At 50.2% G+C, this 14,559-nt stretch carries 15 protein-coding genes; 5 read left to right on the top strand and 10 right to left on the bottom strand.

Annotated features, from left to right (window positions below; translation table 11 throughout):
• Positions 1–132: 132 nt before the first annotated feature.
• From H9644_RS04290 to manX, 4 genes are all read right to left on the bottom strand, one after another.
• Entirely contained in the window at positions 133–591 is a 459-nt protein-coding gene (locus H9644_RS04290) for a DUF986 family protein (RefSeq protein WP_191773393.1), read from the bottom strand.
• A gap of 54 nt (positions 592–645) precedes the next feature.
• Positions 646–1,497: a PTS mannose transporter subunit IID gene (gene manZ / locus H9644_RS04285; RefSeq protein WP_001516270.1), complete on the bottom strand. Its 852-nt coding sequence runs from the start codon at positions 1,495–1,497 to the stop codon at positions 646–648.
• Between the two features lie 12 nt (positions 1,498–1,509).
• Positions 1,510–2,310 (bottom strand): PTS mannose transporter subunit IIC, encoded by an 801-nt coding sequence (gene manY, locus H9644_RS04280; protein WP_064529241.1) that lies wholly within the window; start codon positions 2,308–2,310, stop codon positions 1,510–1,512.
• Between the two features lie 62 nt (positions 2,311–2,372).
• On the bottom strand, positions 2,373–3,344 hold the full coding sequence (gene manX, locus H9644_RS04275; protein ID WP_064529240.1) for a PTS mannose transporter subunit IIAB: 972 nt from the start codon (positions 3,342–3,344) through the stop codon (positions 2,373–2,375).
• A gap of 315 nt (positions 3,345–3,659) precedes the next feature.
• Between manX and H9644_RS21770 the strand changes: the two genes are divergently transcribed.
• Together H9644_RS21770 and yoaE are read left to right on the top strand one after the other, a co-directional pair.
• Positions 3,660–3,818: a protein YoaL gene (locus H9644_RS21770; RefSeq protein WP_274540053.1), complete on the top strand. Its 159-nt coding sequence runs from the start codon at positions 3,660–3,662 to the stop codon at positions 3,816–3,818.
• Complete coding sequence (yoaE, locus tag H9644_RS04270) at positions 3,806–5,362, top strand: CNNM family cation transport protein YoaE (RefSeq protein ID WP_191773391.1); 1,557 nt, start codon at positions 3,806–3,808, stop codon at positions 5,360–5,362. Before H9644_RS21770 ends, yoaE begins: the two co-directional genes overlap by 13 nt.
• 2 nt (positions 5,363–5,364) lie before the next feature.
• Here yoaE and H9644_RS04265 read toward each other — a convergent pair whose 3' ends face one another.
• The 4 genes from H9644_RS04265 to pabB all read right to left on the bottom strand — a co-directional run bounded on the left by H9644_RS04265 (position 5,365) and on the right by pabB (position 10,584).
• Positions 5,365–6,963, bottom strand: a complete 1,599-nt coding sequence (locus H9644_RS04265; protein ID WP_191773389.1) for an EAL domain-containing protein — start codon at positions 6,961–6,963, stop codon at positions 5,365–5,367.
• A 129-nt stretch (positions 6,964–7,092) separates the two neighbouring features.
• Positions 7,093–8,457 (bottom strand): L-serine ammonia-lyase, encoded by a 1,365-nt coding sequence (gene sdaA, locus H9644_RS04260; RefSeq protein WP_000624293.1) that lies wholly within the window; start codon positions 8,455–8,457, stop codon positions 7,093–7,095.
• Between the two features lie 183 nt (positions 8,458–8,640).
• Positions 8,641–9,219: a CoA pyrophosphatase gene (locus H9644_RS04255; protein WP_191773387.1), complete on the bottom strand. Its 579-nt coding sequence runs from the start codon at positions 9,217–9,219 to the stop codon at positions 8,641–8,643.
• A gap of 3 nt (positions 9,220–9,222) precedes the next feature.
• Complete coding sequence (gene pabB, locus H9644_RS04250; RefSeq protein ID WP_191773385.1) at positions 9,223–10,584, bottom strand: aminodeoxychorismate synthase component 1; 1,362 nt, start codon at positions 10,582–10,584, stop codon at positions 9,223–9,225.
• Between the two features lie 73 nt (positions 10,585–10,657).
• Between pabB and H9644_RS04245 the strand changes: the two genes are divergently transcribed.
• The gene (locus H9644_RS04245; RefSeq protein WP_000457334.1) at positions 10,658–10,837 is read left to right on the top strand and encodes a YoaH family protein; all 180 of its coding nucleotides are present in this window, start codon (positions 10,658–10,660) and stop codon (positions 10,835–10,837) included.
• 6 nt (positions 10,838–10,843) lie between these two features.
• Positions 10,844–11,296, top strand: a complete 453-nt coding sequence (locus tag H9644_RS04240; RefSeq protein ID WP_191773383.1) for a pentapeptide repeat-containing protein — start codon at positions 10,844–10,846, stop codon at positions 11,294–11,296.
• Between the two features lie 89 nt (positions 11,297–11,385).
• Here H9644_RS04240 and H9644_RS04235 read toward each other — a convergent pair whose 3' ends face one another.
• Positions 11,386–11,685 carry a DUF1889 family protein gene (locus H9644_RS04235; RefSeq protein WP_064529232.1) on the bottom strand — a complete coding sequence of 100 codons (300 nt, stop codon included), beginning with the start codon at positions 11,683–11,685 and terminating at the stop codon, positions 11,386–11,388.
• Positions 11,686–12,137: 452 nt separating this feature from the next.
• The gene (locus H9644_RS04230; protein WP_010376144.1) at positions 12,138–12,482 is read right to left on the bottom strand and encodes a RidA family protein; all 345 of its coding nucleotides are present in this window, start codon (positions 12,480–12,482) and stop codon (positions 12,138–12,140) included.
• A 131-nt stretch (positions 12,483–12,613) separates the two neighbouring features.
• On the opposite strand from H9644_RS04230, the gene H9644_RS04225 reads away from it, so the two are divergent.
• Positions 12,614–14,524: an ATP-dependent DNA helicase gene (locus H9644_RS04225; RefSeq protein ID WP_191773381.1), complete on the top strand. Its 1,911-nt coding sequence runs from the start codon at positions 12,614–12,616 to the stop codon at positions 14,522–14,524.
• Positions 14,525–14,559 lie beyond the last annotated feature (35 nt).

The raw sequence follows: 14,559 nt of genomic DNA, 5'->3' as shown, positions 1-14,559 counted from the left end.
AACGATTTTCATTTAGATTTATATATCAATGAAACGTTAAAATAAATAACAAATTATCGAAGAGATAATATAGCCTAAGCTATGTCTGGTTATTAAAAATACACTTCACATAGCTTTGGCTAAAGATATAACTTATTGAGCAGAAACAAGAAGTTTATAAATTTTTTCCAGATCGTCGATATTTCGAACGCGGATTAACAACCGACGCTGTTCTAATTGCATGACCAGGACACCATCTTCCGATAAGTTCATTGCTTTTATCCGGCTATATTCAATCCAGACATTGGCGAAGAAAAAACCTTTCTGTTTAAAGATGATCTTCGGAACGCGGATCCAGAAAATATAAAAGCCCATTAACGCCAGTGCACTTAATAACCAGGTGGTTATTTGTGCGCCATGACTGGTCACATTATTGTAGATAAGAATGACAATCAGCCCGACGAAGATAACGCTATCGATACGACCGCGCCGCAGCAAAGGAATTGCCAGCAGGGTGGGGCCGTTGCGGCGGGGCATGATGAACTGATCGTATATCGCAAAAGCAAGCAGTGCGGCGATGAACAGAATCAGTACCAGTTCCGTGATTGTCATTAATCCTCCAGATAAAAAAACGGGGCCAAAAGGCCCCGGTAGTGTACAACAGTATTACAGTCCCAGCAGGCCGCAAGCGTAACCAGCGATACCGATGACGAAGAAGCCAACGATGATCCACAACGGGTTAACTTTTTTGCGCAGCAGCCACATACAGGCGAAGGTCAGCAGCAGCGGCACCAGGCCCGGCATTAACTGGTCAAGAATGGTCTGTACAGTGGTAACGTGCTCTTTACCCGTCTGGTCGGTGATGCGAGAGACGACTAGCGGAATGTTGACATGTGTCCACTTGTTAACCAATGCCCCCATGACAAACAGGCCGAGAATAGACGCCCCTTCCGTCAGTTTTTGCAGGAAGCCGCCGCCCATATCTTTAACGATATCGATGCCCTTGGAGTAACCATATGCAACGCCGTAGTAGCGCGTTGCCAGACGTACCAGGTTAAACAGGATAAAGAACAGCAACGGACCTAACAGACTGCCGCTCATCGCGATACCGGCGCCCAGCGCTGCGAATACCGGACGTACCGTACCCCAGAAGATTGGGTCGCCTACACCTGCCAGCGGCCCCATAAGACCTACTTTGATACCGTTGATTGCGCCATCGTCGATCTCTGCACCGTTAGCACGCTGTTCTTCCAGCGCCAGGGTTACGCCCAGAATTGGCGCCGCCACGAACGGTTGGGTGTTAAAGAATTCTAGGTGACGTTTTATCGCCTGTTTACGGGCATCGTTGTTCTCCGGGTAGAGGCGACGAATCGCCGGCACCATAGAGAAGCAGAAGCCCAGCGCCTGCATACGTTCGAAGTTCCATGAACCCTGGAAGAGGTTAGAACGCAGGAAGACGCCACGAATATCACTCGGAGTGAGTTTTTTCTCGGTGGTAGTTTTAGTTGTATCAACCATTTCGCTCACCTGTTAGTCCAGTTCGTTATCGAGATCGTTGTTACCAGCAGCCTGAACAGGCGCACCGGCTACGCGGTTATATTTCGGGCTAAGTTGGATGTAGAGCACTGCCATAACAGTACCAATTACACCCAGAGCAACCAGGTTAAAGTTGGTGAATGCTGCGGTTACAAAGCCGAGGTAGAAGAACGGCATCAGGTAGCCAGCACGCATCATGTTGATAACCATCGCATAACCAACTACCACGATCATGCCACCGGCAATGTTCAGACCATTGGTCACCACTTCCGGAATGGCGTTCAGCATGTTTTGAACTTCACTGGTACCAACAGAAAGCGCAACGATAACGGCTGGAATAGCCACACGCATTGCTTGCAGGAACAGAGAGGAAACGTGGATCCATGAAATAGCCGTCAGGTTACCGTTTTCAGCTGCCTTATCCGCAGCGTGCTGGAAAGCAACGGTAATAGTACGAACGATAATGGTCAGAACCTGGCCTGCTGCTGCCAGCGGAATTGCCAGCGCGATACCGGCACCGATGCTCTGATGACCAGCGATAACCAGAATGGTAGAAATGATAGATGCCAGAGCGGCGTCAGGTGCAACAGCTGCACCAATGTTCATCCAGCCCAGAGCGATCATTTCCAGGGTACCACCGATAATAATACCGGTTTTCATATCCCCAAGAACGATGCCCACCAGGGTACACGCGATTAAAGGACGGTGAAACTGAAATTCATCGAGGATTGATCCCATACCTGCGATACAGGCTACGATAAATACCAGCACAATTTGAAGAGCGGTAATCTCCATTGTACTTCTCCTGTTTACGTAAGACTTAAGTGTGAAAACTGATTGATAATCAACGCAATACGTTATTTATCGATTTTGCTGATCAAATCCATCATTTTCAGTTTCGGATCGGTGGAAACCTTACGGACTTCCAGCTCGATACCGCGCGCATTCAGTTTCTTGAATGCTTCGATATCTTTTTCATCAACCGAAACCGCGTTATTCACCTGGGTTTTGCCCTGACGGAATGCCATACCACCGACGTTGACTGAGGTGATTTTCACGCCGCCTTCAACGAGACGCTCAACATCTGTCGGGTTGGTAAATAACAGCATCACGCGTTCGCCCGCATATTTCGGGTTGTTGTAGACGCGAATCATTTTGGCGACATCAACTACATGCGCTGTTACGCCGGGAGGTGCAACCTGGGTGAGCAGTGTCTTACGAACGGTATCCGCAGCCACTTCATCACTAACTACGATGATACGGGAGACATTAGTTTCTTTGGTCCAGCGGGTAGCAACCTGACCGTGAATCAAACGGTCGTCGATACGCGCGAGGCCAATTACCATATAGTCGTTTGGTCCCATCGGTTTTGCCGGAGCAGGAGCCGCTTTCGGTGCCGCTGCGGCGGGGGCTGGAGCGGCTTTTTCAACTGGTTTCGCTTTCAGTGCTTTCACACCTTCGCGGCCTGTTTCTACGGCCAGAGCTACCAGCTCGTCAAAGCTTGGGTCATCATCACGAGCCATTAACGTTTCCACTAGCATTGGAATGTTAACGCCTGCGATCACTTCATAATGCTCTTTGTCGACGACAATGCGGCTGGCAGCATTGAACGGACTGCCTCCCCATGTATCAACGAGAAACAGCACGCCTTTAGTGGTGTCGAGTTTTGCCAACTGAGCGTTGTACTTTTCGATTAGCGTTTCGGCATTTTCGCCTGGAACAAAATCGATCCAGCCAACGTTTTCCTGCTCGCCTAACAGCATCTCTGCCGTTTTAAGCAACTGCTCTGCAGCCCAACCATGTGTGCCTATAACAATAGCAATGGTCACTTGCTACCTCCTTATTATTGTTAACATCTCAACGTGCCAGATGTATTTTTGAATCGTCGTCCACAATCGAATCGATTCAGATAAGGGCTACAACCAGAAACCCCCTGTGCCTCGCGATTTATTTTAGATATCGAAAAAAATATTTTATGTGATGAAGATCCGTAAATTAACTTTGAATTGACAAAATTCCGAAAGAGTAAAAAATGTTGTCACATTCCTTTGCAAAGGAAGGTAAATCTTTGCCAAATCAGAGATCTCTCTGATATGTTTAACTCCCGTTTAACAACCAAGGAGTATGGGGCAGCAGCCCGCAGTATGGATCGTCACCGACGTCACTTCAGCATCAGGCCAAATAGCGCCTGCCTTATTGGCATTTTTTGCCGCACCTTTTGTTTGTATTTTCTCGTTTCGCCTGCATTATTTCTGGCGTCGATTAGCTATTCCTTAAGCAGGAGCTTGTCATGGAATTCTTAATGGATCCCTCGGTTTGGGCGGGGCTGCTCACGCTTGTCGTCCTTGAAATCGTGTTGGGTATCGATAACCTGGTTTTTATCGCCATCCTTGCCGATAAACTGCCGCCGAAACAACGTGATAAAGCGCGTTTGTTGGGGCTGTCGCTGGCGTTGATTATGCGCCTGGGGCTGTTATCGCTTATTTCATGGATGGTCACGCTGACCAAACCACTCTTTACCGTAATGGATTTTTCTTTCTCCGGGCGCGATCTGATTATGCTGTTCGGGGGGATATTCTTGCTGTTCAAAGCGACAACTGAGTTGCATGAGCGGCTGGAAAACCGCGATCATGATTCCGGTCACGGTAAAGGTTATGCCAGTTTCTGGGTGGTCGTCACGCAGATTGTCATCCTTGACGCTGTCTTCTCGCTGGATGCAGTGATTACTGCCGTAGGGATGGTCAACCATCTGCCGGTAATGATGGCTGCGGTAGTGATTGCGATGGCGGTTATGTTGCTGGCATCGAAACCGCTGACGCGATTCGTTAACCAGCATCCAACAGTTGTGGTGCTCTGTTTGAGCTTCCTGTTGATGATAGGTCTGAGCCTTGTAGCTGAAGGTTTTGGTTTCCATATTCCAAAAGGCTACCTGTATGCAGCAATTGGATTCTCGATCATCATCGAAGTGTTTAACCAGATTGCGCGCCGTAACTTTATTCGCCATCAGTCGACATTACCGCTGCGTGCGCGTACCGCCGATGCCATTCTGCGTTTGATGGGGGGGAAACGTCAGGCAAATATTCAGCACGATGCCGATAACCCAGTGGCAATTCCGGTTCCGGAAGGTGCCTTTGCCGAAGAAGAGCGTTATATGATTAACGGCGTACTGACTTTGGCGTCACGCTCTCTGCGCGGTATTATGACACCACGTGGCGAAATCAGTTGGGTAGATGCGAACCTTGGCGTTGATGAAATCCGCCAGCAACTACTCTCTTCACCGCACAGCCTGTTTCCGGTATGTCGTGGTGAACTGGATGAAATCATCGGTATTGTGCGTGCCAAAGAACTGCTGGTTGCGCTGGAAGTTGGTGTTGACGTGACGGCGATTGCTTCGGCTTCTCCGGCGATAATCGTTCCGGAAACCCTCGATCCTATTAATCTGCTGGGTGTGTTGCGCCGTGCTCGCGGTAGTTTTGTTATCGTTACCAACGAGTTTGGTGTGGTGCAAGGTCTGGTTACACCGCTGGATGTACTGGAAGCCATTGCGGGTGAGTTTCCGGATGCAGATGAAACGCCGGAAATTGTTACCGATGGTGATGGCTGGCTGGTAAAAGGTGGTACAGACTTACATGCCTTACAGCAGGCGCTTGATGTTGAGCACCTTGCCGATGATGATGATATTGCGACGGTTGCAGGTCTGGTCATTTCTGCAAATGGTCACATTCCTCGCGCAGGCGACGTGATCGATGTTGGACCGCTGCATATTACCATCGTAGAAGCTAATGATTATCGTGTTGATCTGGTTCGCATTGTTAAAGAGCAACCGCCGCACGATGAAGACGAATAACACTAACGCAATGGCATAACGGGCGTAACGTGTCTGTTATGCCGGGCGGGCGGCGGTTGGCTGCCCGCCAGCCATTTCGGGAAATCACGCAGCGGCATAGGTTGCGCGTACAAATACCCTTGTAAAATATGCACTCCATGACGGCGCAAATACTTCGCCTGTTCTTGCGTTTCTACACCTTCCGCTACCAGTTCAATATTCAGTCTTTGCCCCAGCGCAATAATGATATCGGTCACCGTTGAGTTAACTGCGTCTGAACCAATTGCCGCGGTGAAAGACTTATCGATCTTCAGGACGTCGGGACGTAACGTTTCCAGCCATGAAAACGAACTGTTGCCAGTACCGAAATCATCGATCGCCAACTTGACATTTTTTCGGTGCAACTCACGTGCAATGCGGTGATCGACATCCAGCAGGGCATCGCGTTCGGTAATTTCGAGGATTAGCTGCTGAATCGGGTTAGCACTAAACCAGTAATAATTGAGATCTTTTAACAATATGCCACGGCGAAAATGGCTGGGGGCGACGTTAATACCGATGTGGAACTGGCTGCTCATTGGAAAAACGTGAAGTTGACGGATGGTTTCCATCATCACATAACGGGTAAGCGGCACTATCAGGTGATGTTCTTCCGCAATGGGGATAAATACATCCGGTGAGATCCATCCCTGACGTGGATTATTCCAGCGCAGCAATATCTCTACACCAATACATTGCTGCGAGCTTGCATTGAGCAGGGGCTGACAAAATAACTCAAATTCGCGCTGCGCCAGCCCGAGATTTATCTCGCGCGAAAAGCTCATTCTATGGGCCGTTGCCAACCATGCGATGTAACCCACTAGTAAACTCAACAGTACCGCGAGTGGAAACTGGCTGGGAAGATAGTGCAACGCCAGCGCCGTCGCACCAGGTCCACTAACGCTGATGATAAAAGGAAAATTCTGCGATGAAACCTGGTAACGTTCATTGCCATTAAGCGGAGGTAAAGAATCAACCAGACCAACATCATAGAGTAAATGGCGATTGGCCACCGTCAGGCTGGCAGTTCTTATTTGCGGCAATTGCGGCTCCAGCAACATCGCCATCAGCAGGTCGATGTTGATCATCTCCATCACGCCATCTCTGCCGTTGCCCGGTAAAGGCGTCCACTGAATCAATACCGGGCTGTCTTTAATCAATACGCGGTCGGTAGTTAGGCGTAAAAGGGGCTGCGGTGCGGGTAAATCAGCCTGGATATCCTCAACGGGGACATTGCGATAACCAAAAATGCTGGAACAATAAAGCGTGCCGTCTTGCACCAGGCCAATTGACCGTACAGTTTGCAGTTTTGCCGCCTGTTTGCGTAAGGGGAGATGGGCGACGGAGCAGGGGATTCCAATCAGGGGAAGCAGTACGTTGTTACCCGCCTGAAGTGGAAGCAGGACTTTGTCTAATTCCTCGACGGCGTGGTTGGCAAAGAGCACTACCCGCTGCTGATTTAAGTTCCGCTGTGAAATAAATCGTACGCTTAGTGTTGCCACAAACGTAAAGAGTGCGCAAATCGTACAAACAATCATCCGATTACGGCGATAAGTTTTGATGATCCGTTGTGCTTTTTGCATGCGGGCCGCCCTGTAAGCGTATGGCAACAATCGCCTGACGCAACAGTGGAAGTGTAGTGGGGAAATTTACAGCAGACGAGAAAGCGGGGGAAATTCGCCCATCCGTTGCAGATGGGCGAAAGAAAAGTATTAGTCACACTGGACTTTTATTGCCAGACCACCGCGAGAGGTTTCACGGTACTTGGCGTTCATATCCTTACCGGTTTCGTACATTGTTTCGATGACTTTATCCAGCGAGACGCGCGGTGCACTGGTGCGACGCAGAGCCATCCGCGCGGCGTTAATCGCCTTCACGGATGCAATGGCGTTACGCTCAATGCACGGCACCTGAACCTGACCTGCAACCGGGTCGCAAGTCAGACCAAGGTTGTGTTCCATGCCAATTTCCGCCGCCACGCAAACCTGTTCCGGGCTACCGCCCAACAGTTCTGCAAGACCTGCGGCCGCCATTGAACAAGCTACGCCCACTTCGCCCTGGCAACCCACTTCCGCACCGGAAATAGACGCGTTCATTTTGTACAGTGCGCCAATTGCTCCGGCTGCCATAAAGTAGCGGGTATAAATATCAGGGCTGACCGATTCAATAAAGTGGTCATAGTAAGCCAGCACTGCCGGAACGATGCCGCAGGCACCGTTGGTAGGGGCCGTCACTACGCGACCACCCGCCGCGTTCTCTTCGTTAACCGCTAGCGCAAACATGTTCACCCAGTCGATGACATTCATCGGATCGTTAGACAGTTTATCGCTGGAAACCAGCATCCGGCGCAGGGCAGACGCACGGCGTGGAACGCGCAGCGGGCCAGGCAATACGCCTTCGGTATTCATCCCGCGATCGATACATGCCTGCATGGTTTGCCAGACATGGGCGAAATACTCGTCGATTTCTTTCTTACTGTGCAGCGCCAGTTCGTTCTGCATCGCCAGACCGGAAAGGGAATAGCCGGTTTCATTACAGTAAGCCAGCAGTTCGGTTGCTGATTTAAACGGATACGGCACGCTGACGTCGTTGGCTGCATCCTGACCAAAATGTTCTTCATCGACGATGAAACCGCCGCCGATGGAATAATACGTTTTGCTGTAAACGACTTCATCGCCGTTATAAGCGTGGATTTGCATGCCGTTTTCATGCAGCGGCAGATTGCCATTATGAAAACGCATTCCGTTGTCACGAGGGAAATCCACTTCGTGCCGGCCTTGCGCCAGCAGCAGACGTTCGCGCTCTTCCACGTCGCGAATAAAACCGGGAATACTGTCGATATCCACGGTGGCAGGTTCGTTACCTGCAAGACCCATAATAATAGCGATATCGGTATGGTGGCCTTTACCCGTTAATGACAGTGATCCATAAACATCCACGGCGACACGGGTAACGCTATCCAGTAAGCCTTTTTCGACCAGATCATCGACGAACTGTTTACCCGCCTTCATAGGCCCTACGGTATGGGAAGATGAGGGGCCAATCCCCACCTTAAACATGTCGAATAGACTAATCACGATAATACTCCTGACAAGGTGACTGGACTTCCAGTAACGAACTAATAACAGCGCATAGTGTAAGAGGGAACGCGGCGACAGGCTTAACTATTCACATGAATTAAACTAATCAAAAACCGCGATTTAACTAATATTGCGATGATTGTCTCTAGTAGTGTTTTGTAGATGTAAAGATAAGTATAGTCAGGGTTTCACACCAATTTGCAGCGCCAGTTCACGAATTATGCCTGCGGTCATTCCCCATACGAAATACTGTTCGTACCAGGAAAGCCATACCCGATGCGAATCGCCACGGCGGTAAATATCCAAAGGATGATAACGGCCCAAATGCAACGCCTGGGCGAGGGGCATTTCAAACACTGCGGAGACTTCATCTTCACTGGCGCGATACGGTAAGTCAGGCGGGATAATGCCGACCACGGGAGTGACCTGGTAGCCCGTTACGCTATCGACAGGGGGCAGCACGCCTATAACCTCAACGGCTGAAGGCGGTATGGCGACCTCTTCTTCGGCTTCACGCAGCGCAGCGGCGATAACTGACGCGTCCGTGTCATCGACTGCGCCTCCAGGGAATGCGACTTGTCCGGCGTGTTTGCGCAGATGAATGGAACGCTGAGTCAGCAGCAAGCCCGGTAGCGGTCGGCGGACGATGGGGATTAACACGGCAGCCTGACGATGATTTAAGGTTTCCCGGTTAATTTGCGGACGCAATAGTTGAAATCGCGATAAAAAATCATCAAGTGTCAGGCCACGGTATTCCACGTCTTACTTCTCCAGTTGCTTCAGGATACGATTAACTTTATCAAAAGTTTCCTGATATTCCGCTTCTTCCTGGCTATCAGCAACGATGCCGCCACCAGCGGAACAGTAAATCTGCCCGTTAACCGCCGTCAGCGTGCGGATGGTAATGCTGGTATCCATATTGCCGCAGAAGCTTAAATAGCCAATGCTGCCGCACCAGGCGTTGCGTCGCTGCGGTTCCAGTTCATCAATAATTTCCATTGCCCGCACTTTCGGCGCGCCGGTGATTGAGCCTCCGGGAAAAGCAGCGCGCAGCAGATCGCTGGCATGCAACTGCTCTGGCAGGCGTGCCGTTATGGTGCTGACCAGATGATGCACGGCAGGGAAGGGTTCCACCACAAACAGTTCAGGCACTTTGACTGAACCAGGTACGGCAACACGGCCGATGTCATTGCGCATTAAATCGACAATCATCAGGTTTTCGGCGCGATCTTTCGGTGAGTTCGCCAGTTTTTCTGCTTGTTTGCTATCTTCCTGAGGATCGGGCAGTCGTGGGAGCGTGCCTTTAATCGGGCGGGTCTGGATCTCACCACCATCACAAAGAATAAACCGCTCTGGTGAGAGGCTTAAAATCGCACCTTGTTCCAGACGCAAGAAGGCACTAAACGGTGCGCGGTTTGCCTGATTAAGTTGAACGAACGCCTGCCATTCATCGCCAGAATAGGTTGAGTGAAAACGCTGGGCGAGATTCACCTGATAGCAATCGCCGCTGTGCAGATATTCCTGCACCTGACGAAATTTCTCGCCATACTGCTCGCGGTTCATATTGGATTGCCAGGCGGATGTTAGCTGGAAATCTTGCTGTGGTGCTATTTGCTGGCTGTCCAGCCACGCCAGACGAGCATTGACATCACGATGGCTGAGTAGCGAAATACGCTGACGCTGGTGGTCGACAATCAGCGCCCAGTCGTAGATACCAACCGCCATGTCAGGCAAGTCGACATCTCGTTGCGCAATTTCTGGCAGCGACTCAAACCGACGTCCCAGATCGTAGCCAAACAGCCCCAGCGCGCCGCCCTGAAATGGCAAATCTTCGTTATGCGTTGGACGAATATTGGCGCGATCCAACGCCTGCTGGAGTACTGTTAACGGATCGTCAGTGGTTGTTGTGCGGGCTTCTCCATTACACAAAACAGTTTCACTGGCGTAAGTTGTTAAAGTGCAAACGGGGTCAGCCACCACAATATCAAAGCGACTGTGCGGATGACAGGCGTAGCCGGAGTGTAACAACATCGCCCACGGCAGGTGGCTTAAGCGGGCAAAATAAAATTCAGCGGCGTCCTGACGCCAGGGCAAAGTAATCACTGCGGGAGATAATGTCTTCATTAGTCCTGACTCTACTGGCTATGTGCCGGGTAGCATGAAATAATTAGCGCCAACAATTTAGCAGGAGTTAACAATGTTTGCAGGTTTACCTTCACTCACCCATGAACAGCAGCAAAAAGCCGTTGAGCGTATTCAGGAATTAATGGCACAGGGGATGAGCAGCGGTCAGGCAATCGCACTGGTAGCCGAAGAGTTACGCGCCAATCATTCCGGCGAGCGGATAGTGGCGCGTTTTGAAGATGAAGACGAGTAACACACAATGATCCGTATCGATTTCGTCATGGATGACGTCCTGTATCTTGATACGGATAGTCTCATCGGCTGGGATTTTTCCGGCATGAACTTACATCGTGCCATTTTTGACGGTATGTGCCTGGATGGTGCACGGTTTAATGATGCGCATCTGCGTAATATCAGTTTTATCAAAACTTCCCTTATTGGGGGGAACCTTTCGCGATCTGCCCTGATGTGTGCCTGGTTAAACCACGCCGATCTGACGAATTGTAATTTTGCTCAGTCACGACCTATTGCTGCTGATTTTAGCCACGCACGACTTTGTGGGGCAGATTTTACCGCTGCCGATTTAAGAGGCGCTAATTTCGCAGGGACAGATCTTCAGAATGTCTGTTTTAACGGGGCGCATTATGACCAACGAACTGTCTGGCCAGCAGAGTTTGATCCAAAGATTTACGGAGCTGTGTTGGTTGAGTGAATTCGGCGGGGTTTATGATGGCAAGAAAAAGACGCTTTTATGTGGTCAACAAAAGCGTCCTGATCAATTTTTGCTGATAGAGAATTAACTCATACCAGTGCTTTGAGTTCTTCTTGCATGTATGACGAAAAGTATTCTGGGTTTTTAATCACAATACGTTCACCAGACTCCATTTTTTTTGCCCATCCCACCATTTTTTCCGTGAATCCAGGATTCCAACCTTCCTGGTCGGCTCGCGCAGTAATATCGGCGACACTCGCGGGTACACCCAGATCATGCAAATATTTAAATATTCCCTTCGCTGTACTTTCATTCATAGAACTTGGCGTTGATGCTGATACATCCATGGCACCAATAAAATCCAGAGCTTTATCTATTACTGCAGGCATATTCTTTTCCTTAAAATTAACCATGTGAACAACAAGGCTATATATGACCTTAAATTGCGTCCAATATCAAAGGGATTATCATGATATCTCATTAGTTAACCTATTGACATTCAGGTATTTTAAAGGTAGCAGGTCATAGCCGTTTATGTAGTGATGTACCGCAAATTAACTGTAAATCGAATCGCTTCAGCCAGGGTTTTCAGGCAAGAAAGGTAGCAGGAAGAAAACCAGAGTAGGTTAATTCAGGAAGTTAGCACAGTGATTTGATTTTGCTGATTAATATCAGTTGTGAATAAATAACGCTGAATCAATAAAAATAAAGAATAAATAACCTGAAGGGGCATTACCCATCTAAAATCAGCGCTTAAACACTGGCCATTTAATTCAAAATCGGCCAGTGTTTTCGATAAAATATTGTGTGGCTTTTGCCGTGATAGAATTTTTTTCTGGAATTAAACCGCCGCGATAATCTTAATTTCAACCTTGTACTGCGGATTCATCAGGCCCGCTTGCACCGTGCAGCGCACCGGTGCATGACCCGCGACAACCCAGGCATCCCATGCTTTATTCATTGCTGCAAAGTCGTTTTTATCGGCAAGGAAAATGGTTGCATCCAGAATGCTCGATTTATTGCTGCCCTGTTTTTCCAGCACGGCGTCAATTTGCGCCAGCGTATTTGCCGTTTGCTCAAAAGCATCGGCGTCGAGGTTTTCCGGTACACCAGTGTAATAGAGCGTGTTGTTGTGGATCACCACATCAGACCAGCGGGCTTCGGCGTCGATACGAACGATAGTCATCATTTTGTCCTCATTATCATTCCATTTTTGTGCTGCAAAGACTGCCACAATGTAAGGTCGCCGTCACCACTTCAGCTGGCGAAAAGCAACCTGGCCTGACATAATCCCTGTTCAAATCAACAGGGGGTAGTGTGACGGACGATTTTGCACCAGACGGTCAACTGGCGAAAGCGATACCTGGCTTTAAGCCGCGAGAACCACAGCGACAGATGGCGGTAGCCGTCACCGGGGCGATAGAAAAAAGCCAGCCGCTGGTGGTGGAAGCAGGAACCGGTACGGGCAAAACCTACGCCTACCTTGCCCCTGCGCTGCGGGCGAAAAAGAAAGTCATTATCTCAACCGGCTCAAAAGCGTTGCAGGATCAGCTCTACAGCCGCGATTTGCCAACAGTCTCAAAGGCATTGAAATATACGGGCAACGTGGCGCTGCTGAAAGGGCGCTCAAACTACCTCTGCCTCGAGCGTCTCGAACAGCAGGCGCTGGCGGGGGGCGATCTGCCGGTACAAATTTTAAGCGATGTGATCCTGCTGCGCTCCTGGTCTAATCAAACAGTCGATGGTGATATCAGCACCTGCGTCAGCGTGGCGGAAGATTCACAGGCGTGGCCGCTGGTCACCAGCACCAACGACAACTGTCTTGGCAGCGACTGCCCGATGTATAAAGATTGCTTTGTGGTCAAAGCACGTAAAAAAGCGATGGACGCCGATGTGGTGGTGGTAAACCATCATCTCTTTCTGGCAGATATGGTGGTGAAAGAGAGTGGATTTGGCGAGTTGATCCCGGAAGCGGACGTCATGATCTTCGACGAAGCCCACCAGCTACCGGACATTGCCAGCCAGTATTTTGGTCAGTCACTCTCCAGTCGACAACTGCTCGACCTGGCAAAAGACATCACCATCGCCTACCGCACCGAATTAAAAGACACCCAGCAGTTACAAAAGTGCGCTGATCGTCTTGCCCAGAGTGCGCAGGATTTTCGTCTGCAACTCGGTGAGCCAGGTTATCGCGGCAACCTGCGCGAACTGTTAGCCAATCCGCAAATTCAGCGAGCGTTTTTACTGCTCGATGACACCCTTGAACTTTGTTATGACGTGGCGAAGCTGTCGCTGGGACGCTCCGCCTTGCTGGATGCGGCATTTGAACGCGCCACGTTATATCGCACACGGCTGAAACGGCTAAAAGAGATCAATCAGCCGGGCTATAGCTACTGGTACGAATGTACCTCACGCCATTTTACCCTGGCGCTGACGCCGTTAAGCGTGGCGGATAAATTCAAAGAGTTAATGGAGCAAAAGCCCGGAAGCTGGATCTTTACCTCGGCAACGCTGTCGGTGAATGACGATCTGCATCATTTCACTTCGCGGCTTGGTATTGAACAGGCTGAATCGTTGCTGTTGCCCAGCCCCTTTGATTACAGCCGCCAGGCGTTACTCTGTGTGCCGCGTAACCTGCCGCAAACCAATCAGCCGGGGTCTGCGCGGCAACTGGCAGCAATGCTGCGACCGATCATCGAAGCCAATAATGGTCGTTGTTTTATGCTTTGTACCTCGCACGCCATGATGCGCGATCTGGCCGAGCAGTTCCGCGCCACCATGACGCTTCCCGTCTTGTTGCAGGGGGAAACCAGCAAAGGCCAACTGTTGCAGCAGTTTGTCAGCGCCGGTAACGCGCTTCTTGTAGCAACCAGCAGTTTCTGGGAAGGGGTGGACGTGCGTGGCGATACGTTGTCATTGGTGATTATCGACAAGTTGCCGTTTACCTCGCCGGATGACCCACTGTTAAAAGCGCGGATGGAAGATTGCCGTTTGCGCGGTGGCGATCCGTTCGACGAAGTGCAACTGCCAGATGCCGTCATTACTCTCAAACAGGGAGTAGGGCGACTAATTCGCGACGCCGACGATCGCGGCGTGCTGGTGATTTGCGACAATCGGCTGGTGATGCGCCCTTATGGCGCCACTTTCCTTGCCAGCCTGCCGCCCGCGCCGCGTACACGTGATATTGCCCGTGCGGTTCGTTTTCTTGCGATACCTTCCTCCAGGTAATTTGTGACGGAGTATGGTATGATGCGCGCCTTTTT

Origin of the sequence: Escherichia whittamii, assembly GCF_014836715.1 — a bacterium.
Lineage (GTDB): Bacteria > Pseudomonadota > Gammaproteobacteria > Enterobacterales > Enterobacteriaceae > Escherichia > Escherichia whittamii.
The sequence above is the reverse complement of the archived record's forward strand: the minus strand, read 5'-3'. Positions and strand labels throughout refer to the sequence as shown.